The organism is Curtobacterium sp. MCBD17_032, from assembly GCF_003234855.1.
In the GTDB taxonomy this organism is placed as follows: Bacteria; Actinomycetota; Actinomycetes; order Actinomycetales; family Microbacteriaceae; genus Curtobacterium.
In genome coordinates, this window is the sequence record NZ_QKTO01000001.1 from 171,941 (window position 1) to 192,802 (window position 20,862).

At 67.7% G+C, this 20,862-nt stretch carries 19 protein-coding genes and 1 tRNA gene; 12 read left to right on the forward strand and 8 right to left on the reverse strand.

Annotated elements, in window-relative coordinates; all coding sequences use genetic code 11:
- Positions 1-38: 38 nt before the first annotated feature.
- The gene (locus DEI91_RS00845) at positions 39-2,801 is read right to left on the reverse strand and encodes an AAA family ATPase (RefSeq protein WP_111050503.1); all 2,763 of its coding nucleotides are present in this window, start codon (positions 2,799-2,801) and stop codon (positions 39-41) included.
- Between the two features lie 305 nt (positions 2,802-3,106).
- Between DEI91_RS00845 and DEI91_RS16415 the strand changes: the two genes are divergently transcribed.
- From DEI91_RS16415 to DEI91_RS00865, 5 genes are all read left to right on the forward strand, one after another.
- Entirely contained in the window at positions 3,107-3,589 is a 483-nt protein-coding gene (locus tag DEI91_RS16415) for a hypothetical protein (RefSeq protein ID WP_146244152.1), read from the forward strand.
- Between the two features lie 407 nt (positions 3,590-3,996).
- Positions 3,997-4,656 carry a hypothetical protein gene (locus DEI91_RS15850; RefSeq protein WP_146244153.1) on the forward strand — a complete coding sequence of 220 codons (660 nt, stop codon included), beginning with the start codon at positions 3,997-3,999 and terminating at the stop codon, positions 4,654-4,656.
- Between the two features lie 77 nt (positions 4,657-4,733).
- On the forward strand, positions 4,734-5,000 hold the full coding sequence (locus tag DEI91_RS16420; RefSeq protein WP_220038001.1) for a transposase: 267 nt from the start codon (positions 4,734-4,736) through the stop codon (positions 4,998-5,000).
- Between the two features lie 511 nt (positions 5,001-5,511).
- Complete coding sequence (locus DEI91_RS00860; RefSeq protein ID WP_110904433.1) at positions 5,512-6,792, forward strand: hypothetical protein; 1,281 nt, start codon at positions 5,512-5,514, stop codon at positions 6,790-6,792.
- A complete protein-coding gene (locus DEI91_RS00865; protein ID WP_111050504.1) occupies positions 6,789-8,732 on the forward strand; it encodes a hypothetical protein in 1,944 nt (647 codons plus the stop codon). The genes DEI91_RS00860 and DEI91_RS00865 overlap by 4 nt, the downstream gene beginning before the upstream one ends.
- A 95-nt stretch (positions 8,733-8,827) precedes the next feature.
- Here the strand turns inward: DEI91_RS00865 and DEI91_RS00870 are convergent.
- Positions 8,828-8,917 (reverse strand) — tRNA-Ser (locus DEI91_RS00870).
- A gap of 141 nt (positions 8,918-9,058) precedes the next feature.
- On the opposite strand from DEI91_RS00870, the gene DEI91_RS00875 reads away from it, so the two are divergent.
- Together DEI91_RS00875 and radA are read left to right on the forward strand one after the other, a co-directional pair.
- Complete coding sequence (locus DEI91_RS00875; RefSeq protein ID WP_146244154.1) at positions 9,059-10,141, forward strand: SGNH/GDSL hydrolase family protein; 1,083 nt, start codon at positions 9,059-9,061, stop codon at positions 10,139-10,141.
- A 9-nt stretch (positions 10,142-10,150) separates the two neighbouring features.
- Positions 10,151-11,512 carry a DNA repair protein RadA gene (gene radA / locus DEI91_RS00880; protein ID WP_111050506.1) on the forward strand — a complete coding sequence of 454 codons (1,362 nt, stop codon included), beginning with the start codon at positions 10,151-10,153 and terminating at the stop codon, positions 11,510-11,512.
- A gap of 24 nt (positions 11,513-11,536) precedes the next feature.
- Here the strand turns inward: radA and DEI91_RS00885 are convergent, their stop codons facing one another.
- Genes DEI91_RS00885 through DEI91_RS00895 form a run of 3 tightly spaced genes read right to left on the reverse strand, consistent with a single transcriptional unit; the run spans position 11,537 to position 13,392 of the window.
- Entirely contained in the window at positions 11,537-12,634 is a 1,098-nt protein-coding gene (locus DEI91_RS00885) for a VanZ family protein (protein WP_111050507.1), read from the reverse strand.
- A gap of 43 nt (positions 12,635-12,677) precedes the next feature.
- Positions 12,678-13,061 (reverse strand): SseB family protein, encoded by a 384-nt coding sequence (locus DEI91_RS00890; RefSeq protein ID WP_110858042.1) that lies wholly within the window; start codon positions 13,059-13,061, stop codon positions 12,678-12,680.
- A gap of 43 nt (positions 13,062-13,104) precedes the next feature.
- Positions 13,105-13,392 (reverse strand): hypothetical protein, encoded by a 288-nt coding sequence (locus tag DEI91_RS00895; protein WP_111050508.1) that lies wholly within the window; start codon positions 13,390-13,392, stop codon positions 13,105-13,107.
- A 194-nt stretch (positions 13,393-13,586) separates the two neighbouring features.
- On the opposite strand from DEI91_RS00895, the gene DEI91_RS00900 reads away from it, so the two are divergent.
- The 3 genes from DEI91_RS00900 (at position 13,587) to DEI91_RS00910 (ending at position 15,852) form a co-directional block, all read left to right on the forward strand.
- The gene (locus tag DEI91_RS00900) at positions 13,587-14,693 is read left to right on the forward strand and encodes an acyl-CoA desaturase (RefSeq protein WP_111050509.1); all 1,107 of its coding nucleotides are present in this window, start codon (positions 13,587-13,589) and stop codon (positions 14,691-14,693) included.
- Positions 14,694-14,815: 122 nt separating this feature from the next.
- Positions 14,816-15,022, forward strand: a complete 207-nt coding sequence (locus DEI91_RS00905; RefSeq protein WP_065963953.1) for a cold-shock protein — start codon at positions 14,816-14,818, stop codon at positions 15,020-15,022.
- Positions 15,023-15,120: 98 nt separating this feature from the next.
- The gene (locus tag DEI91_RS00910) at positions 15,121-15,852 is read left to right on the forward strand and encodes a DUF3800 domain-containing protein (protein WP_111050510.1); all 732 of its coding nucleotides are present in this window, start codon (positions 15,121-15,123) and stop codon (positions 15,850-15,852) included.
- A gap of 104 nt (positions 15,853-15,956) precedes the next feature.
- Here the strand turns inward: DEI91_RS00910 and DEI91_RS00915 are convergent, their stop codons facing one another.
- The gene (locus DEI91_RS00915; RefSeq protein ID WP_111050511.1) at positions 15,957-16,646 is read right to left on the reverse strand and encodes a hypothetical protein; all 690 of its coding nucleotides are present in this window, start codon (positions 16,644-16,646) and stop codon (positions 15,957-15,959) included.
- 64 nt (positions 16,647-16,710) lie between these two features.
- Entirely contained in the window at positions 16,711-17,253 is a 543-nt protein-coding gene (locus DEI91_RS00920; RefSeq protein ID WP_181419499.1) for an amino-acid N-acetyltransferase, read from the reverse strand.
- Positions 17,254-17,378: 125 nt separating this feature from the next.
- On the opposite strand from DEI91_RS00920, the gene DEI91_RS00925 reads away from it, so the two are divergent.
- Both DEI91_RS00925 and DEI91_RS00930 read left to right on the forward strand, forming a co-directional pair.
- A complete protein-coding gene (locus tag DEI91_RS00925) occupies positions 17,379-17,831 on the forward strand; it encodes an SRPBCC family protein (RefSeq protein WP_111050512.1) in 453 nt (150 codons plus the stop codon).
- A gap of 77 nt (positions 17,832-17,908) precedes the next feature.
- Positions 17,909-18,097 carry a hypothetical protein gene (locus tag DEI91_RS00930; protein WP_111050513.1) on the forward strand — a complete coding sequence of 63 codons (189 nt, stop codon included), beginning with the start codon at positions 17,909-17,911 and terminating at the stop codon, positions 18,095-18,097.
- Between the two features lie 78 nt (positions 18,098-18,175).
- Here the strand turns inward: DEI91_RS00930 and DEI91_RS00935 are convergent, their stop codons facing one another.
- Positions 18,176-20,695, reverse strand: a complete 2,520-nt coding sequence (locus DEI91_RS00935; RefSeq protein ID WP_111050514.1) for an ATP-dependent Clp protease ATP-binding subunit — start codon at positions 20,693-20,695, stop codon at positions 18,176-18,178.
- Between the last annotated feature and the right edge of the window lie 167 nt (positions 20,696-20,862).

A 20,862-nucleotide genomic window follows, 5' to 3' on the forward strand; every position in this document is an offset into this window, starting at 1 on the left:
GCCGCGGCGTCCGGCTTGCAGGACGTCGTGGCGGCGGCTCAGTCGTGCTCGCGTGGAAGTTCGCTCTGTCCATCATCGGCCCGCTTCAGCGCTTCCCGTAGTTGCCCTCTTGCGGTGATGCCGAGCTTCGGGAACGCTTTGTACAGGTGGGTGCTCACCGTGCGATGCGACAGGTAGACCTGGTCGGCGATCTCGCGGTTCGTCATTCCCCGTGCCGCCAGCCGCGCGATCTGAAGCTCTTGCGGAGTCAGCAGTGAGATTGCGTCGGATCGATGACGGTGTGATGCGCTCGGTGTCGCGACGCCTGCTGCGCGCAACTCCGCCAGCACCCGGCCAACTAGTGCTCGAGCACCGGCAGCTTCGAAGGTTCGGAGGGCCTGTCCAAGTTGCTCGCGTGCATGCAGCGGCCGGCGCTGTCGACGCAACCACTCCCCGTAGAGGAGGCGGGTTCGGGCGAGTTCCAGCAGAGTGCCCGCGGCCACCCCGGAGTTGATTGCTGAGCGGAAGTGCAGCTCGGCGTCGTCCTCAGGCGCAAGCAGGGCGCGGCTCCGGCCAATCAACATGTCGAGATGCGCCGCTCCCATCACTTCTGCATCCCGGGCAGCGCTCTCGACGATCGGGGTGACCGCAACATGTGCACCAGCCCGCACCGCTGCTTCTGTGAGGTCGGCAACTGCCCACATGGCAGTCACAGGGTGGTTCGCGACATCGGCAAGTTCGGCCCACGCGCTCTGATATCGCTGCTCTGCCAGGGCGATCAGTCCGCCCGCCCACGCCTGATCCGCACTCACCAAGGCCAAGGGGGCCTCAGCGGCTCGTTCCCGGCTCCTCGCCAGGATTGCCGAAGCCCGAACAAGGTCCCCCTGCCACGCCATCACCCGTGCAGCTATGGCAGTAACTGCGGCCTCAGTGACAGGCAACGCCTGGTCCTCCACCATCCGCATCGCGCGTTCGATGTCGTCGAGAGCTGGCAACAGCCGGCCGAGCATCAGGTGCATGTTCGCACGCCCGCGGAGCGCTTGGCATTCATCGCTCTGGAATCCGGTCCGGCGAGCGCGATCGGCCGCCATGCTCCAGCTCTCGAACGCCATCGGTAGGTCTTGTAAGGACTCGGATGTTAGCGCCAGGCTCTGCAACCCGAGGGTGTCCTCCGAAAGGGCGGCTGCGAGCCGAGGCAGTTCCGGCCGAAGCTCGGCCGCTCGATGAACCGGATCGAGCAGGCCCAGTGCCATCTGCCGGTACGGGTCCCACCTGCTGGGCTCAATAGCGAGGACCTCTGCTTCCACCCGGTGCCGCGCCTCGTCGGAGGCAGGTTGCCCGTAGTAGCCGACAGCGGCAGTCCAGAGCACGGCGATCCGCTCCGCGGGGTGATCGGTGCCCTCCGCGCCCCCGAGGCGGCGTGCCAGCCCCATCAGTTCCACGCCGCTCGGCCCCGGCGTGCCTGCGGTCATGCTGAGTAGCAACTGCGTCGAGGTCAGCCCGACCACCACCTGCTCGTCGCCTGCCAGCGGAATCGCTTCCTCCACCAAGCGGGCCGACACGGCGGTCGCTCCGGCTCGACGCGCGATCTCCGCCGCAGTGGCGAGTCGCCGCACACGGTCGCCGACATTTGGGGTCAGCGTCGCCGCCCGATGAAGGGCTGCGACTGCCTCAGGTTGCGCCCCCCGTCGCCGGGCTTGTTCGGCTGCCTCCTCCAGTTCCGCTGCTACGCGTTCGTCGCGCTTGTCCGATGCCGCGGCTCGGTGCCAGGCGGCCCGAGAGAAGTCGGTACTCACCTCCGCGAGCGCGTGGTGCGCCTGTCCTCGTTCGGTCGTCGTGGCGGCCCCATACACAGCCGACCGCACCAACGGGTGCCGGAAACTGAGACGTCCACCGGAGACGGAAACCAAACCCGCACGCTCCGCGGCATCCAGCTCCGACGGTGCAAGGCCGAGAAGTTGCCCCGCCGCGAAGAGTTCGTTAACGACGGGGTCGTGTGCCGTGGCCGCGAGGAGAAGCATGCGGCGGCAGCCGAACGGAAGCGCCGAAACCGTGCCGAGGAAGTTCTGTTCGAGTCGTCGTGTCGTCGGGAGCCGGCCGAACGGCGAGAGCGCATCATCGCCTGCTGTCGTGCTCACAGAGGTCGCGAATTCCCGCAGAGCCAGCGGATTGCCCGCTGCTTCGTCCAGCACCCTCGAGCGCTGCTCGCGAGTGAGTTCGACAGGTACGGTGTCCAAAAATTCGCGCGACTCACCGACGGTGAACGGTCCCAAGTTGATTCGCGTGAGCGGAAGCCCGGTGAGCGGGTCACCAGCTAAGACTTCGCCGCTCGTTCGAGCAGCGATCAGCATCAGGATCGGCGCAGTCGTGAGCCGCCGCGCAACGAACGTGATGGCCTCGACCGTGGACGCGTCCAGCCACTGTAAGTCCTCCACAATCAGGACCACTGGCTGCTGTGAAGCAATTTCTTCAAGCAAGCCGAGCACCGCGAGGCTGATGAGCAGCCGGTCAGGCTCGGGCCCGTCCTCAAACCCAAACGCGGTTAACAGCGCTCCCCGCTGTCGCGACGGGAGCGTGTGAATTTGACCGAGCACCGGGTGTAGCAGTTCATGCAGACTCGCGAACCCGGCCGTCGTCTCACTCTGCATCCCCGTGCACCGCAGCTGACGGAACCCCGCGTCGACGGTCAACTGAACGGCTTCGGAGATCAGCGCCGACTTTCCGATACCTGCTTCGCCCTCAACGATGACGGCCTGACCGGTCGTGACGACCTGAGTGATGATGCTGCGCAGCGTGGCGAGTTCTTCCGACCGGCCGATCATCGTTCTCCTCCACCCCATGCTCGGGCAAGGCCTCATGCGAGGCAGGGAAAGCGTAGCTGGACTTCGCCGTCGCGGAATCACACGTCATGGCGAGAGGAGTAGGACCGCTGCACCATTCGATGTCGTCCTTCCTGGGGCCGCCGCTGCCAAGGATGTAGGGATGGACGCTTCCTCCGAGAAGGCGTATGTTCGTAACTATGACCGACGGTGTTGGGGTGCTGAGGGAGATCGCGTCCCTCCTTCGAGGACGCGAGATCCCCCGACTGGGCTGGCCAACGTCCGTGCTGCCACCGGAAGGCGTAGTCGTGGAAGCGATCGCTCATGGCTCCGCCGTCACGATCATCGTTACTCACGGCAAGGCACATGCGGCCGCCCGACTGGACCTCGACACACGAGAAGTCAGCATCTCGTCCGTCGGCCGGGACGCGCAGCTCCGTCGGCGCCTGCGCCGTATCGCGCTCGAGTTCGTCGCGGACCGTAACGACTACGACGAACGCTGCGGCCTCCCCACCCATCGCACTCCCCCGACGTTCGACGAGCATGACCCAAACACGTGGACGTCGATGCAGGAACTTGCCGATCTCGTTGACGGTGACTGGTACCCGCCGGAACCGCAGGAACGAAGCCCAGCGGGGTGGGCGGCGTTCTACGAGATGGCCCACCGCTTCAACGACCGATTCACGACACAGGATGCCTCGGCCACAACGCCGCATCCAACCCCACCTCAAGACGCGCGATCGTCACAAGGTCCGGCCACGCCTGACCGGCAAGAACCCGCTGCAGGGTGACATGCCCGATACCGGCATCCGCAGCGACCGCCCGAAGACTTCGCCCCGCCATCGCGTCGCGGACGTTCAACACGAACTGACGAGCGATCTCCCCGAACTGGTCCGAGGAAGGCACCTCCGGCCACGGCGCGTCCGCAAGCTCCACCGGCAATGCACGCATCGGACGACCCATACCGAAAGCGTAGAGGGCAAGGCGCAGAGCGACGAGCAACGCCATGGCTGAGCTAAGTCGTCCATACCGGCCACAGCTCCCGGCACAGGACTGGGACGCCATCGCACCATACGTCCATGACGTCGTCGCCAGAGCAGAACCTCTGGTCACGTACAACGCGAGAGAGCTGTACCCCGCAGTTACGCGCCTGACTCACTTTTCCCGCAGTGAATACGCGCCACTCGACGACGCGTCCGTGTTCGACCCGTACATGGTCAATCGATTCGTGACGCATCACCTCGCCGGCTACAATCGTGCCAGCCGGAACACCATCCGAGCCCGGCTTCGCCGCGTCTCCGAAGCGCTCCTCGGCGACGATGCGGTCGGGAAGTTCAAGGCCCTCGGGAAAGCGGACGCGGTCACGCCCTACACGGTCGCCGAACAAGCGACCCTCGAAGGCTGGTCGCGAGCGCAAACGTCCGTCGAACGGCGAACCTCAGCTGCTGCGCTACTGTCTCTCGGCTTCGGCGCCGGCCTAACCGGGGCGGAAATCATCCGGCAGCGACTCGAGCACGTTGCCGAAGTAGGCGCAGCACTGATCGTTCGAGTCGCTGGCGACAACGAACGCGAGGTACCGGTACTCCACGAGTGGGACGCGGGCCTGCACGCACGGCTGCAGTTCATGGACGGCGAAGGATGGGCGTTCCGTACCGACCAGCGCGGCGGCAACATCAACCTCATCACCGACTTCGTCTCACGCACAGGACCCGAAGTACCGCTGCAGACCCGACGGATGCGAGCGACATGGCTGGTCGGACACCTTGAACGAGGCACCCCACTAAAGCTGCTGCTGCGAACCGCCGGGCTGCAATCCGCAGAAGCGCTCGACCGGGTACTGCCGTTCGTTCATGACTGACGGCCCGGGGGACTGCTGCAGGCTCGGTTGACTCCTGAGAGGTAGGGGCATTGGCTCCTGCTGAAAGGATGTGCGCCATGGTGAAGGCGTATCCGGAAGAGTTCCGCCGTGACGTGATCGCGGTCGCCCGGAAGGGCGAGACGTCAGTGCGGCAGGTCGCGAAGGACTTCGGTGTCTCCGAGTCCTGCCTGGCCCGCTGGCTGCGCTTGGCGGACCGTGACGACGGCATCGGGGTCGCAGGGGCGCCGTCGCTGAATGCAGCAACACCGCGCAGACGCAACGTCGAGCGCTCGAAACAGTTGACCGGAGCATTCCGGGTGGATGTGGCAGTCGTCACTTCGTGACATCTCGGTGAGCCGGCTGATCGCCGATCAACTCAATCTGCCCGGGAGCTATCGGCGCGAGGATCCCTCTGGTGCTGCCCCCGTTCAGCTCAATGGGACGCTAGCTGGCTCCCCGCGAGAACCCGGGGTAGTTACGAGCAGGAGCCGTTCCTCCGCTCCGCCGAAGGTTCGGCTGCAGCCGTGAGGCGCGATGGTCGAGCAGTTGAAGTACCGCCTCGGGCTTGCGACACGCCCGGGATGAACAGACGCAAAAGTGGACTTCCTAGAGGAGTCAGGCGGGGAAGCGCCGCGGACGTTTGATCCGTGATCAGGGGTTTTCCCACGAGAGGGTGCGCATCCCAGACCGCTCCTCGGCGCGATCTGACACTCCAGATCCCGGCCGGGAGATAAGGCCGCGCATAGCCCTGGCATGACCGAACGAAACCACACCACCCCTTCCGCTCCCGCAGCTCCTGTAGCACACTTTGTTCCTACTAATGACCACGACTCGCCGAGTGTAGGGGAGGCGCTGATGCAGTACCGCCCCTCCACCGTCGTGCCGCGTGACTGGGACCGTGTGAAGGACTTCGCACGCCAGGCGGTACTCGACTCCGGCCCGTCGAACGCGACCGTCGGCCTCCGCATGCTTTCCGTCGTCACCCACTACATCCTGTGGGCCGTCAACGAAGAGCGCGCCCCTCTCAACCGGACCGAACTGTTCCACCCGACGCTGCTCGGCCGCTACATCCGCATGCGGTCCCCGAACAAGCAGGCGAGCCTGCACAAGACGCTGCACTCGCTGCTGTTCCGAGTCGCCAGTGCCGTCGCTGACGTCGACCACAACCGGAAGAATCGCGGACGCATCAGCCACGGAGTCGTCCCCTACACGGCGGCAGAATTGGCCGAAATCGAAAGCTGGGCCACCGCACGCAAAAACGCAGTGCACCGCCGCTATGCGAAGACGTTCCTCGCCCTCGCCGGCGGTGCCGGCCTGCAGTCCGTCGAATGCGCACACGTTCGCGGCCGCGATATCGTCCGCACCGCAACCGGCTACAGCGTCCGCGTCACGGGTCGATACCCGCGCATCGTCCCAATCCAGACCGAGTGGGCAACGTACATCGACGACGTCATCGACTCATTCGAAGCCGACAGGCACGTCCTTTTCCCCAGCGTGGCTGACGACACTCGACCTCGCACACTGACGTGGTTCTGCGTCGGCGAGCACCCCGCCCCGTTCGCGCAGCGACTCCGCGACACGTGGGTGCTCAGCCAGCTGCCGGTACTCCCTCTCGGCGTGCTCATGCAGGCCGCCGGCATGCCCGATATTCAGACGCTCCGCCGCTACCTGCCGCGCGTCGCACCGGCCGACTTGACCGACTGGGACGCGGTACTCCGCCAGCCGTCGGCTCACATGCGTCCCACGGCACTTGACCGCGAGCGGGCCACCTCACACCGGAAGCTGCGTCGTGACATCGAGGGGCAGAACCGACCACTGGCTCCGCACGACCTCGCGAACACTGCACTGCGCCGTGCAGACGTCGCGCTCCACCTGGACCAGACCGCCGTGCCAGCCGGAAGCGCGCAGTCATCCGTGCCCAGGACGGCGGAGCACGTCCACACGGAACGCTGCAGTATCGCAGCGCTGGAGGCGGATTGGATGCCAAAGCGATTCCGCGCCGAGGTTCCGCGAAACAAGCGACGTTCAGCGTCGCGTTACATGCCGGCCGCCGCCCCGGACTCCGCAACGTTCACAGAGCTCCGGGAGCAGCTGCAGGAGCGCCGCGACAAGCAGGATGGCGGTGACGCCCGATGACGATGGAATCGCTGTCCTGGGACGACACTGTCGCCCTTACCCTCGAGGTGCTCGCAGCCTCGACCGACGGTGGCCTCACCGACCGGGAAATTGCCGCCGGCGCGGGCTCCATGACGCCCATCGACGCGGACCTTGCACAGACATGGCTGAACCGCCTACTGCAGTCGCGCGTCCTGCCGGCCCTCGTCGGATGGCGACGGTTCGACCGGGCGGTGGCGGGGAAACGTGCCGGCGGGCCGCAGCCCGACATCTCCGACGCCGTCATCCTCACCGTCGCGCTCATCCTCGTCATGGAGGAGTCGACCGTCCGTGTCCGCGACATGGAACGGGCGCTGGAACACCGTCTCACCCCCGAGGCACGTGAGGTACTCGGCATCGCCCACCTCTACGACAACCCGTTCAAGAACTGGTACTTCCTCGCCCACCGCGCCATCCACCGCATCATCGCGACGTTCGACCCGTACGTGGCAAACGACGGGTTCCAGCGAACCAAATGGAAGGCGATGACGTTGGAAGAGCGTCAGGCGTGGGAAGCGAACCTCGACGAAGCGTTCGTTGCGCGGATGCGCGCCCGGGGAGAGTGGTTCATGAACGCTCTCGTCGAGATGTCGATTCGGCAGCAGGCGCCGGAGTTCCGACGCAGGAAGACAGCGTTCACCATCGACCAGAGCCAGGTGACCGCCGGGGTGCACCAAGCACGGTGGAAGCGGGACAAGGACGGGAACGAAGTGCCGATGCGGAACAAGCTCGACACGACCACTGACAAGGCCGAAGGACGGCGGGTGCTCGCGCTCGAGGCCGACTGGGCGCCGAAGAAGAAGGGCGCGAAGAAACGCAACGCCGACGACGAGAAGCGTGTATCCCGCGTCAAGTGGGAACTGTCCTACATGGCGAACATCATCATCGACGTCATCGAGGACCCCGACCTCGACAAGAAGCTGCAGGCACCACAGCTCATCCGCGCCATCAGCCTCGGCACCCCAAACAAGCGCATCGGCGACCACGCAATCGACCTGCTCGACTCCCTACAAGCGCGCGGGTACGAACTGACCCGATTCTCCTTCGACCGCGGGTACTCGCAGCTCAAAGACGCCTTCCACGAAGAACTCGTACGTCGACGCATCCCCGTGGTCAAGGACTATGTCGACCGGCAGAAGGGAATCACCAATGGGGCGCTCGGCGGCGCAATCATGGTCGAGGGACGCTACGTCTGCCCGTCCACTCCGTTCGACCTGCTCGAGGTAACTAAACGATGGGAAGCCGGTCAGTTGACCGATGCGGAGTACTGGAAAGAACTCGAGAAGCTCGAGCGCTACGAGCTCAGCGTGCACGAGAAGAAGCCCGACGGCACGCTCCGGCTCAGCTGCCCCGCTTCCGGTATCTCACCAACGGCGTCCTGCCCGCTGCGGAAGCTTCACCCGAAAGCTGTGCCGGACGATGAAGCAGACCGTGTCCGTATTCAGCGGGCAAACATCAGCGACCGGCAGAAGGACTACCGGGTGTGCTGCCAGACAAGCGTCACCGTGAAGCCCACCGAGCACGTGCAGCAGCGGCAGATGCTCCGCCACAACGGCCGCCAGTGGTTCAAGACCTACCGCTCCGACCGCAGCAGCAGCGAATCCACCAACGACTTGCTGCAACGCGACCACAAGCTCCACGTCACCACGAACCGCCCGATGCGTGGACTCGCCGCCCAACAGCTCGCACTCGCACTCCTCGCCGTCCGGTCCAACATGACGCGCATCATCAACTTCGAGAACGCGCTCCGAGAGCAGCAGCTGCGAGCAGCAGCCGGACGGGCACCCCAGCCGAGGAAGAAGGAAGGCGAGTACCTGCAGCGGTCCCGAGACCGTCGCGGCGAAACCCGTTACCTCCGAAACCCGCCGCCCCGCGAACTCGTGCCCTACGAGGAGCCCGCGCTGCCGGAACCCCCGGCCTGACCCGGACAAACAGAAGAGCCCCCGGCATCTGCCGGGGGCTCTTCTGTTGGGTGAGACTTGCAAACGCTGATACCTCAGACTTGCAAATGACCCTGTGGCGGTACCGGTGGGATTTGAACCCACGGTGGAGTTGCCCCCACACATGTTTTCGAGACATGCTCCTTAGGCCGCTCGGACACGGTACCGGGAGAGAGTTTACACGATCCGGGAGGCCCGTCACGCCACCCGACGCGCCCCCCGTCCACACGCGGCGGCGTCCGCCGCCTCCTCCCCAGACCTCCGCGCCGGTGACCGCGATCCGAGGCTCCGCGCGTACCGTCTCCGCCATGAGAACGCGCACCCTCGTCGCCCTGCTGTCCTCCGTCGTCGGCGCGGCCGTCGTCAGCGGAGCCGCCGGCTTCGGCGCGCGGGCGGGCATCCGCGGGCAACGGGCAGCGTCCCAGCGGGTGGTCGACATGCTCCCCGTGCACGCCGATTGGTGGCGCGAACGACTGCACCACGACGGCCAGCTCACGTACGTGGCGATCGGCGACTCCGCCGCGCAGGGGGTCGGCGCGACGGCTCCGGGTCGTGGGTACGTCGGCCTGCTCGCTCGTCGCATCCGACACCGTTCGCGGATGACCGTGCGGGTCGTGAACCTCAGCGTGTCCGGTGCGACGACCTGGGGGGCGAAGCAGCACCAGCTCCCGAAGCTGCACCAGTACAGCCCGGACGTCTGCACGGTCTCCATCGGGGCGAACGACATCGCGGACTTCCATCCGGACAAGTTCGAGCGCAACATCCGGGCGATCTACGGGGCGGTGCCGTCGCACGCCATCGTCGGGGAACTGCCGTGCATGTTCGTTCCGGACCGGGAGCGGAAGGTGGCGGTCGCGAACGAAATCATCCACCGGGTGGCGGGCGAGCTCGGTCTGACGGTGGCGCCGCTGCACACGATCACGAAGCGGGTCGGGATCCGGCGGACGTTCTTCAACACGTACGGGGACCTGTTCCACCCGAACGACCGCGGGTACGAAATCTGGGCGAGCGCGTTCGAACCGGCGGTCGACGCTCGTGTGGACACCGTCGCGGCGATCCGCCGGTACCTCTCCGCGCGGGAAGCCGAGGAGCTCGGCAGCCAGGCCGGCGACGTCGCGCACGCTCGCGCGGAGCAGGACACCGACGACGCCGCGGCACTCGACACGGCGAACCGGCCGAACTCCCTCGAGCGCCTGCGCCAGCGTGTGACCGGATCGGTCCCGTTGCCGGGCCGCCACGGCAACGGCGACCCCGTCGACACCAGCACCGGCACCGGAACCGGAACCGGAACCGGGGCCGACACCGGCGAGGGAGCCGAGGTCGACACCGGCGCCGACACGTTCGTCGGCGACCGCGCCGACGAGCCGACCGATGTCGGCGGAGCGCCCTAACCTCGTCTCATGGCCCGCCCCCAGTCCTCGTTCCGCTGCACGGAGTGCGGATGGACCAGCATCAAGTGGGTCGGTCGCTGCGGCGAGTGCCAGTCCTGGGGGACGGTCGAGGACGCCTCGGCGGCGACCGCCAGCACCCGTGGCACGGCGTCGATCGCCGTCACCGGCAACCGCATCGCACGGCCGATCACGGAGGCCCGTGGCGGCACCGTGCAGCGCTGGCAGACCGGCATCGGCGAGTTCGACCGCGTGCTCGGCGGCGGGATCGTCCCCGGTGCCGCGGTCCTGCTGAGCGGCGAGCCCGGGGTCGGCAAGTCGACACTCCTGCTCGAGGTCGCGTCGCGTGCGGCCTCGATGGGCAAGCGCGTCCTCTACGTCAGCGCCGAGGAGTCCGTCGACCAGGTGCGGCTCCGCGCCGAGCGCACCGGCGCCATGCACGACGACCTCTTCCTCGCGAGCGAGGTCGACCTCGGCGTCATCCTCGGCCAGATCGAACAGGTGCAGCCGGACCTGCTCATCGCCGACTCCGTGCAGACGATCTCGTCCGCGTCCGTCGACGGCATCGCCGGTGGCACGTCCCAGGTGCGGGAGGTCGCCTCGACTCTGATCCGAGTGGCGAAGCAGGCCGCGCTCCCCGTCCTCATCGTCGGGCACGTCACGAAGGACGGCACGATCGCCGGACCCCGGTTGCTCGAGCACCTCGTCGACGTGGTCTGCCAATTCGAGGGTGACCGTCAGACCGCGCTCCGGTTCGTCCGCGCGCTGAAGAACCGCTTCGGTCCGACGGACGAGGTCGGCTGCTTCGACATGGCGGGCGACGGCATCCACGAGGTGCCCGACCCGAGCGGTCTGTTCATGTCCCGCAACGGCGCCCCGGTGTCCGGCACGTGCATCACGGTCGCGATGGAGGGACGCCGCGCGCTGCCGGTCGAGATCCAGGCCCTCGTCGTCCCCAGTTCGGCGCCGCAGCCGCGTCGGGTCGTGAACGGGGTGGATGCCTCTCGTGTGGCGATGCTCCTCGCCGTGCTGGAACGACGGGCCGGCATCAAGCTCTCGGACGCCGACGTCTACGTCTCGACCGTCGGCGGCATGAAGCTCACCGAACCCGGCGCCGACCTCGCCATCGTGCTGGCACTCGCGAGTGCGGCTCGTGACCGCCCGTACCCGCACACGCTCGCGGCCGTCGGTGAGATCAGCCTCGCCGGCGAGATCCGCATGGCGACGGGCGCCGAGCAGCGCGCGGCCGAGGCGGGCCGGCTCGGCTTCACGACCGTCCTCGGCGCCGACGCCGAGCACCTCCGCGAGGCCCTGCGGGTCGCGTTCTCGATGACGAAGTCCCCGCGGGAACGCGAGCTCGACGCAGCGTTCTGACCCCGCGGGAGCACCACCCCGCCGTCAGGACCGCGGCTCGACCGCCACCGCCTCGGCGTCGACGTCGTCCTCGATCCCGGTGCCCGCGACGGCCGACGCGAACCCGCGCCGGTCCCGCGTCGCCCACACGCCGATGACCGCCGCCACCGCGAGCACGAACGCGAGCAGCCCGGAGAACGGCAACCCGCTGGCGACGAGCGCCGACCACCCGCCGGAGCCGAGCGCCCACCGCACGAGCCGAGCCGCGCCTCCCGGCACGGGCACCGGCCGGAGCCGCACGACGTGCTCACCGAAGGTCCGACCGGACACCAGGACGATGACGAGCTGCAGCGCGGGCGCCGCGAACGCGGCGGTGATGCCGAGCGCGGTCGCGAGCGGTCCGCCGTCCGGCACCCCGATCAGCTCGAGACCGACCGAGGTGACCGACGTGAGCAGCCCGGTGGTGAACCAGATGGCGAGGACGTCGGCGAGGATGCCGAAGAACCGCCGGCCGGCCGTGACCGGTCGCGGCGCCCGGCTCTCCGCCGGCCGCGTCGAACCGGCGAGCATGCCGACGACCGGCGCGAACAGGGTCCCGAGCAGCACGCCTGCGGTGTTCGCGATGAGGTCGTCGACGTCGAACAGTCGGTAGGCGCACGGGTACAGGAACCAGTCGCCGGTGAGCTGCGTGAACTCGATGAGCAGCGACAGCACGAAGCCCGCGGCGCCACCGGCGAGGAGGCCCGCGACGAGCCGCCGACGGAGCACCGCGTGCCGGACGAGCGCACCGAGCGGCACGAACAGCAGCACGTTGAGGAGCACCTGCGCGACGGCGGGGTTGCCGAGCAGGGACCGCGGGCCGGTGATGCCGCCCTCGCGGGCGATGTCACCGACGAAGGTGAACGGCCGGAGCTGCGGCTGGGGATCGGCACGGCAGACGGCGGCGATGTCGTCCGGCAGCGGGAGGAGTGTGTAGGTCACGAGCGCGAGGGCGTAGACGAGCGTCCCGAACGCGAGCAGGCCGCGGCGGACGCCGAGCCGTCCGTGTCGCCGGTACTCGCGCGCGGCCCACGGGACGAGGCCGGCGACGGCGAGCACCGTGCCGAGGGCGAAGGCGATGACGCCGGGCAGGATCGATCCCATGGCCCGACGGTATCCGAGCGGGTCGCGGTCGGTCCGGGCGGCGCTACGCGCGCAGTGCCGCGAGCAGGTCGGCGGGCTCGGCCTGCATGGTGTGCGGGCCGGCGATGTCGAAGAACACGCCCTCGAGGGAGTCGAGGTGCGCCGCCAGGAACTCCTCGAGCCGCTCGGCGTCGTAGACCATGACCTGCCGGAGCTTCTCCCCCGGGACCATCGCGGTGTAGGCGTCGGCCGACGAGAAGAGCAGCAGGATGCGCTTGTCCGACCCCTCCCGGCCGAACACCCGGACCTGCATGTCCTTCTTCCCGGTGACGAGCCGCGGGACGATCACGATGTCGTTGCGCAGGGCGTACGCGACCGCGGCCACGTCCTGCTTCGCGAGGGCCTCCTCGAGCTGTTCGCTCCGGAAGCGCTGTTCCTTCTGTGCCATCACCCCTAGTCAAGCAGCCCGACGCTGCGCGCGGGGCGTCCGCTCAGGAGGCGCGACCCGCCTGGACGGCGTGTGTGCGGCACCGCAGGTCGGCGGTGAAGGCGTCGGTCTCCGGTGCCAGCTCGTCGTCCGGTGCTGACTGCACCAGCACACCGATCGCCGGCGCGAGGACGAAGCTCGACGTGGCGGTCATGCCGTAGTCGTCGACCGACGGGACGTCCACCCGGTCCGCGAGTCCGGACTGCGCGAGCGCCGTCGCGTAGTCCAGTACGGCGTACGCCGCCTCGTCGCTCGTCATGACCGAGGCGACCCCGTAGATGAGGTACTTCATGGCCCAGCCCTTCGTCGATGGTCGTGACGCTACGCCGCGATGATCGGAGTCCAGCTCGCGATGATCCTGTAGGCGCACTCAGGCCACCCCTCGGGGTGAGAACTCAGCCAACGCCACTAGCTTCGGACCAATCGCAATCGCGGGAACTCTCGTTGTACGGCCGAAGGGCTGTTCCTGATGGGGAAGCAGCTTCCATGCCGGCACCATCGCCCACCCTCTACCGACCGACCACCGCCCGGACCCCGGGAGCGCCGACACCGACGTCGACGTACAAGGACCTGCTCGAGCGGGTCCGCACCGAAGGCCTGCTGGAACGCCGTGTCGGCTTCTACTGGGCCGTCTTCAGCGTCCTGACCGTCCTCACCGCCGCGACCTTCGTCGTGTCCGCCATGCTCGGGGCCTCCTGGTTCCAGCTCATCCCGGCCGCGGTGCTCGGTGTCCTCTTCACGCAGTTCGCGTTCCTCTCGCACGAGGCCGCGCACCGCCAGATCTTCGCCTCCCGCAAGTGGAACGACCACGCGGGTCGCTGGCTCGGCGTCTTCGTCGTCGGCCTGTCCTACTCGTGGTGGATGAACAAGCACAACCGTCACCACGGCAACCCGAACACCATCGGCAAGGACCCGGACATCGCGCCGGACGGCGTCGTGTTCATCGAGGAGGACGCCGTCGAGCGTCGCGGACTCCTCCGCCGCCTCGCGATGGTCCAGGGGTGGGCGTTCTTCCCGCTCCTGACCCTCGAGGGCGCCAACCTGCACTGGCTCTCCATCCGCGCCGTCGTCACCGGCAAGGCCGCCAAGGGCACCCCGCAGGAGCGCCGGCTCGAGGCCGTCCTGCTCCTCGCCCGCTTCGGTCTGCTGGCCTGGTTCGTGTTCGCCGTGATGCCGCTCGGCATCGGGTTCGCCTTCCTCGGCGTCCAGATGGCGGTCTTCGGCGTCATGATGGGCGGGTCGTTCGCACCCAACCACAAGGGCATGCCGGTCATCGCCGAAGGTGCCAAGATCGATTTCTTCTCGCGCCAGGTCCGGACTTCCCGTAACATCACTGGTGGCGTGTGGGTGGACCACCTGCTCGGTGGCCTCAACCACCAGGCGGAGCACCACCTGTTCCCGAGCATGGCGCGGCCCAACCTGCGTCGTGCGAAGGCCCTCGTGCGTGAGCACTGCGAACAGCACGGGGTCCCGTACACGGAGACCACGATCTTCCGCTCCTACGGGATCGTCGTCCGGTACCTCAACCGGGTCGGTCTCGCAGCGCGCGACCCGTTCACCTGCCCGATGGTCAGTGCCTACCGATTGCACTGAACCTCTGATCTCCGTCGCCCCGCTCGATGCCGGGTGCCGCACACAACTCGATGGCAACGTCGTCGAAACCCGCGGTGGTGGAATTCTCTCGCCGCGCACGTAAGAAAGTAAGGAACGCCGAAATGGCAACTGGAACTGTCAAGTGGTTCAACAACGAAAAGGGCTTCGGCTTCATTGCGCCGGACGACGGCAGCGCTGACGTCTTCGCCCACTTCTCCGCGATCGGTGGCAACGGCTACAAGTCGCTCGAGGAGAACCAGAAGGTCGAATTCGAGATCACCGAAGGCCGCAAGGGCCCGCAGGCGGAGAACATCACCGTCATCGGCTGACCTCGGTCATCGTGAGCGCCGGGTCGGAGGAGTCATCCTCCGGCCCGGCGCTTCGTCGTCGCGGGGCGCTACGCGACCTACTGATATGGTGACGTTCCATGTCGAGCGGCTACGTCGTCTACGTGGACGAGAGCGGGGACCACAGCCTCACGAGCATCAACGCGGACTTCCCGGTCTTCGTCCTCGCCTTCTGCGTCTTCCGCATCGATGTGTACGTGGACCGCGTCGTCCCCCTCATGCAGCGCATCAAGTTCGACTTCTTCAACCACGACATGGTCGTGTTCCACGAGCGGGAGATCCGCAAGTCCCTGCCGCCCTTCGACGTCCTCCTGCGGTCCGACGTGCGGCAACGGTTCATGTCCCGGATCGACTCAGTCTTCGACGAGCGCTTCGGGGTCATCGCCACCGCCATCCGGAAACTCGAGTTCAAGGAGCGCGTCGGCGCTGACATCAGCCCGTACCACGTCGCGTTGGAGTACGGCCTCGAACGGGTCTTCCTCCAGCTGCAGCAGCGGGGTGTGGCCCGGCAGGAGACGGTCCTCGTGTTCGAGAGCCGCGGCAAGCGCGAAGACCGCGAACTCGAGGACGAGTTCGACCGCATCATGGCAACCACGAAGATGCGCGGTATGCCGGAGTCGTTCCGGTTCACCATCGCCAGCAAGCAGACGAACAGCTCAGGACTCCAGATCGCTGACTTGGTCGCGCGGCCGATCGGGACGCACCTCCTCCACCCAAAGCAACCCAACCGAGCGTGGGAGCGTGTCTTGGAACGCATGCCGAAGTCGCCCGCGGGCGACGTCCGAGGATGGGGGCTGAAGGTCTACCCCTGACAGCGAAGACCCCCGGACAGAGCCGGGGGTCGCACGCCGATCGGGCTTTCCCAATCCACTTGCACTAATGCTACCACCGGCTCGCGTGCACCGGCCGGCTTCCGTCACTCCAGCACGAACTGCACCGACTCCGCCGACTCGATCTCCCCCACCGCGACCTGCAGGTGGTAGCTCGCCCCGCCCGCCGGCACGGCCGCCCGTGCGGCGTCGCACGTCGTCGACGACGACCGGGTGCGGTCCCATGTGATCGCCGGCGTGGTGAGCTCCTGGCCGGCCTTGAGGGTGACGTCCTGACTCGTCCCGCCGGTCTGGCAGTCCTTCGAGGACCAGTACTGCTCGGCACCGGACGTGATCGTGAGCACCTGCTGCGCCGACCCGAGGTCCATGTGGCACGAGTTCGAACCCGTGTTCTCGATCGTCATCGCGATCTGCGGGTCGTCCGTCGCCGCGTAGACGCGCTCGTCGAGGACGGGCGTCAGCACGATCTGGTCCTCGGCGCACGCGGCCCCGTCCTTCCGGGCCGGAGCGGACGACGACGGAGCGGACGACGGCGGCGTGGAGGACGACCGAGCGGACGACGGCGGCGCCGACGAGCCCGCCGGTGCGGCTGCGGTCGCCGATGGCGTCCCCGAGGCTCCGGCACCGGCACCGGCACCGGGTGCACCGTTCCCGCGGCCGACGACGATGAGCACGACGACCACCACGACGAGCAGGACGACCCCGAGCACGAGGGCGCGACGGCGCCAGTAGACCGCGGGACGTTCGGGACCGACGGGACGGCGGATCGACGACATGCGCACAGGGTAGACACCTGCACCGCACCGGTCGGGGACCCCCGCCGAGGCAGGGATAGAGCCGTCAGAGGATCTTCAGCATGCGGGTGTTGCCGAGGGTGTTCGGCTTGACCCGGGCCAGGTCGAGGAACTCCGCGACCCCTTCGTCCGACGAGCGGACGAGTTCGGCGTACACCTCGGGCGGGACGACGGTCTCGCCGATCTCGAGGTACCCGTGCTTCGCGAAGAAGTCGACCTCGAAGGTCAGGCAGAAGATCCGCGCGATGCCGAGCTCTCGTGCGTCGTGTTCGAGCGCCTCGAGCATCCGGTGCCCGACGCGCTTGTGGATCCAGTCCTGGTCGAGCGCGAGTGTGCGGACCTCGGCGATGTCGTCCCAGAACACCGCGAGGGCACCGCACCCGATGGGCACGCCGTCCGGCCCCTCGGCGATCCGGAACTGCTGGATCGAGCCGTACAGGACGACGTTCTCCTTGCCGAGCAGGATCCGCCGGTCGACGTACGGCGCGATGAGCCGCTGGATGTGCGGGACGTCGGATGCCAGCGCGGGGCGCACCAGGATCCCGTGCTCGTCCCGTTCGGAGAAGGCATGCCGTCCGTGCTCAGTCATCCGCCACAGCCTACGGCGCGGGCGACGATCGGGCCGCGTCATCGGGGGACACACACCGGGACGCCCCACAGGCGCATCGGCCTACCGTCCCAGGTACACCAGTACGACGAGCAGGAGGAGCACCAATGCCCCAGATCATCGAGACCGTCGACGTCAACGTCCCCGTGCGTGCGGCCTACGACCAGTGGACCCGCTTCGAGGAGTTCCCCACGTTCCTGGACGAGGTCGAGAAGATCGTCCAGGTCGACGACACCACCACCGACTGGACCGTCAAGGTCGCCGGCCAGGAGCGTTCGTTCCGCGCCGTCATCTCCGAGCAGCACCCGGACGAGCGCGTCGCGTGGACCGTCAAGGACGGCGAGACCGAGCACGCCGGTGTCGTCACCTTCCACAAGCTCTCGGACGCCGAGACCCGCGTCACCGTGCAGATCGACTGGGAGCCCTCGGGCATCCTCGAGCACATCGGCTCCGCGGTCGGCGTCGGCGGCCACGCGGTCAAGAAGGACCTGCAGAACTACAAGGAGCGCGTCGAGGCAGCCCCCACTGCCGACGGCTGGCGCGGTGACGTCCAGGCCTGACCCGGACCGTCCCTGACACCGAGACCGGAGCCCCCGTGCTGAGAACAGCACGGGGGCTCCGGCGTACCGTCCAGCCCATGGACAAGGACACGAACCCAGACCGCGACGCGGAGCAGCGCAGCTCACTCGCGGACCTCGACGACGAATCGATCGGGCACGTCTTCGACCAGACCAACGGCCTCGCCGATGGTCTGACCGGCGACTCCGACGGCGTCGCTGGCGATGACGATGCCAGCGACGCCGACCGCGGTGACGCGCAGATCTGACCGAGTCGACCACACGACGGACAGGAGGCCCGGTACCAGCTGGTACCGGGCCTCCCGTCTGTGCTGTGCCTGGGCTGGCTAGCCCTCGACTTCGCCGGTCGGCGCCTCCGGCGCCTTCTCGAGCGAGGGAGCGCCGGCGAGGACCTCTTCGCGGCCCGGCTGACGCCCGGTCTCGAACTGGAACGCACCGTCCGCGAAGTCGACCTTCACGTGGTCGCCGGCGGTGAGCTCACCCTGCAGGATGTGCTCGGACAGCTGGTCCTCGACCTCGTGCTGCATCGCGCGGCGCAGCGGTCGGGCACCGAGTGCCGGGTCGAAGCCGACCTTGATGAGCTGCTCCTTGGCCGGGAGCGTGAGCTCGACGGTCATGTCGCGGTCGAGCAGGCGGTCCGACAAGCGCTTCACGAACAGGTCCACGATCTGCAGCAGCTCGGACTGCGAGAGCTGCGGGAACACGATCGTGTCGTCGACGCGGTTCAGGAACTCGGGCTTGAAGTGCTTCTTGAGCTCCTCGTTCACCTTCGAGCGCATGCGGTCGTAGCCGACGGCCGAGTCACCCTCGACCTGGAAGCCCACCGGGCCACCAGCGATGCCCTGCGAACCGAGGTTCGTGGTCATGATGATGACGGTGTTCTTGAAGTCGACCACGCGGCCCTGACCGTCGGTCAGGCGGCCCTCTTCGAGGACCTGCAGCAGCGAGTTGAAGATGTCCGGGTGGGCCTTCTCGATCTCGTCGAACAGGACCACGGAGAACGGCTTGCGGCGCACCTTCTCGGTGAGCTGGCCACCCTCCTCGAACCCGACGAACCCGGGAGGGGCACCGAACAGGCGCGAGACGGTGTGCTTCTCACCGAACTCCGACATGTCGAGGGAGATCAGTGCGCCCTCGTCGTCGAACAGGAACTCGGCGAGCGCCTTGGCGAGCTCGGTCTTCCCGACGCCCGTGGGGCCGGCGAAGATGAACGAGCCCGAGGGGCGGTTCGGGTCCTTCAGGCCGGCACGGGTGCGGCGGATGGTCTTGGAGAGTGCCGAGATCGCCTCCTCCTGACCGATGACGCGCTGGTGCAGTGCCTTCTCCATGAAGACGAGACGCGAAGTCTCCTCTTCGGTGAGCTTGAACACCGGGATGCCCGTGGCCTGCGCCAGGACCTCGGCGATGATGCCCTCGTCGACGGTGCCGGACGCGGCGACGTCACCCGCACGCCACTGCTTCTCGAGGCGGAGACGCTCGCCGAGGAGCTTCTTCTCCTCGTCGCGCAGGCTCGCGGCCTTCTCGAAGTCCTGCTCCTCGATGGCGGCTTCCTTCTGCCCGCGGACCGTCGAGATCTTCTCGTCGAACTCGCGGAGCTCCGGCGGCGCGGACAGGATCGACAGCCGCAGGCGAGCCCCGGCCTCGTCGATCAGGTCGATGGCCTTGTCCGGCAGGAAGCGGTCCTGCACGTAGCGGTCCGCCAGGTTCGCCGCGGAGACGATCGCCCCGTCGGTGATGGACACCTTGTGGAACGCCTCGTACTTGTCGCGGAGGCCCTTGAGGATGTTGATCGTGTGCGGCAGCGACGGCTCGTTGACCTGCACCGACTGGAAGCGGCGCTCGAGGGCTGCGTCCTTCTCGAAGTGCTTGCGGTACTCGTCGAGCGTGGTGGCACCGATGGTCTGGAGCTCACCGCGGGCGAGGAGCGGCTTGAGGATCGAGGCGGCGTCGATCGCGCCCTCGGCGGCACCGGCACCCACGAGGGTGTGGATCTCGTCGATGAAGACGATGATGTCGCCGCGGGTGCGGATCTCCTTCGTGACCTTCTTGAGGCGCTCCTCGAAGTCACCGCGGTAGCGGGACCCGGCGATGAGCGACCCGAGGTCGAGCGAGTAGAGCTGCTTGTCCTTGAGCGTCTCAGGCACGTCGCCCTTGACGATCGCCTGGGCGAGGCCCTCGACGACGGCGGTCTTGCCGACACCGGGCTCGCCGATCAGGACGGGGTTGTTCTTGGAGCGGCGGGAGAGGATCTGCATGACCCGCTCCATCTCCTTCTCGCGCCCGATGACGGGGTCGAGCTTGCCGTCGCGCGCGGCCTGGGTGAGGTTCCGACCGAACTGGTCGAGGACCTGCGAACCCTGCTGCGCGTTCTGCTGCTGCTCGCCGCCGACGGCGACCGCTTCCTTGCCCTGGTAGCCGGACAGGAGCTGGATGACCTGCTGGCGGACCCGGTTGAGGTCGGCGCCGAGCTTGACGAGGACCTGGGCGGCGACGCCCTCGCCCTCGCGGATGAGGCCGAGCAGGATGTGCTCGGTCCCGATGTAGTTGTGGCCGAGCTGCAGCGCCTCGCGCAGGGACAGCTCGAGGACCTTCTTGGCGCGCGGCGTGAACGGGATGTGCCCGGTCGGCTGCTGCTGGCCCTGCCCGATGATGTCCTGCACCTGCTCGCGCACGGCGTCGAGCGAGATACCGAGCGACTCCAGCGCCTTGGCGGCGACGCCCTCGCCCTCGTGGATGAGGCCGAGGAGGATGTGCTCCGTACCGATGTAGTTGTGGTTGAGCATCTTCGCTTCTTCTTGAGCGAGGACGACAACACGACGGGCCCGGTCGGTGAATCTCTCGAACATGTGCTCTCCCTTGGCCCCGTTGGAACGGGGGCCGACAGCCGGACTCGTCTGAGTCCGGTCACGTACATCGAGACTAACCAGCGCTCCCCGGTAGGGCTGCCCCTGTTCGCCGTGGGCGTGACCTCGGTGCGCACGGCGCACCGGCCCGGCCGGGAGGCCCGTCCCGG

Excerpts from the sequence above, each read along its gene's own strand:
- DEI91_RS00845 (WP_111050503.1), bottom strand. The coding sequence starts at position 2,801 with ATGATCGGCCGGTCGGAAGAACTCGCCACGCTGCGCAGCATCATCACT.
- DEI91_RS16420 (WP_220038001.1), top strand. The coding sequence starts at position 4,734 with ATGGTGAAGGCGTATCCGGAAGAGTTCCGCCGTGACGTGATCGCGGTC.
- DEI91_RS00860 (WP_110904433.1), top strand. The coding sequence starts at position 5,512 with ATGCAGTACCGCCCCTCCACCGTCGTGCCGCGTGACTGGGACCGTGTG.
- DEI91_RS00865 (WP_111050504.1), top strand. The coding sequence starts at position 6,789 with ATGACGATGGAATCGCTGTCCTGGGACGACACTGTCGCCCTTACCCTC.
- DEI91_RS00875 (WP_146244154.1), top strand. The coding sequence starts at position 9,059 with ATGAGAACGCGCACCCTCGTCGCCCTGCTGTCCTCCGTCGTCGGCGCG.
- radA (WP_111050506.1), top strand. The coding sequence starts at position 10,151 with ATGGCCCGCCCCCAGTCCTCGTTCCGCTGCACGGAGTGCGGATGGACC.
- DEI91_RS00885 (WP_111050507.1), bottom strand. The coding sequence starts at position 12,634 with ATGGGATCGATCCTGCCCGGCGTCATCGCCTTCGCCCTCGGCACGGTG.
- DEI91_RS00890 (WP_110858042.1), bottom strand. The coding sequence starts at position 13,061 with ATGGCACAGAAGGAACAGCGCTTCCGGAGCGAACAGCTCGAGGAGGCC.
- DEI91_RS00895 (WP_111050508.1), bottom strand. The coding sequence starts at position 13,392 with ATGAAGTACCTCATCTACGGGGTCGCCTCGGTCATGACGAGCGACGAG.
- DEI91_RS00900 (WP_111050509.1), top strand. The coding sequence starts at position 13,587 with ATGCCGGCACCATCGCCCACCCTCTACCGACCGACCACCGCCCGGACC.
- DEI91_RS00905 (WP_065963953.1), top strand. The coding sequence starts at position 14,816 with ATGGCAACTGGAACTGTCAAGTGGTTCAACAACGAAAAGGGCTTCGGC.
- DEI91_RS00910 (WP_111050510.1), top strand. The coding sequence starts at position 15,121 with ATGTCGAGCGGCTACGTCGTCTACGTGGACGAGAGCGGGGACCACAGC.
- DEI91_RS00915 (WP_111050511.1), bottom strand. The coding sequence starts at position 16,646 with ATGTCGTCGATCCGCCGTCCCGTCGGTCCCGAACGTCCCGCGGTCTAC.
- DEI91_RS00920 (WP_181419499.1), bottom strand. The coding sequence starts at position 17,253 with ATGACTGAGCACGGACGGCATGCCTTCTCCGAACGGGACGAGCACGGG.
- DEI91_RS00925 (WP_111050512.1), top strand. The coding sequence starts at position 17,379 with ATGCCCCAGATCATCGAGACCGTCGACGTCAACGTCCCCGTGCGTGCG.
- DEI91_RS00930 (WP_111050513.1), top strand. The coding sequence starts at position 17,909 with ATGGACAAGGACACGAACCCAGACCGCGACGCGGAGCAGCGCAGCTCA.
- DEI91_RS00935 (WP_111050514.1), bottom strand. The coding sequence starts at position 20,695 with ATGTTCGAGAGATTCACCGACCGGGCCCGTCGTGTTGTCGTCCTCGCT.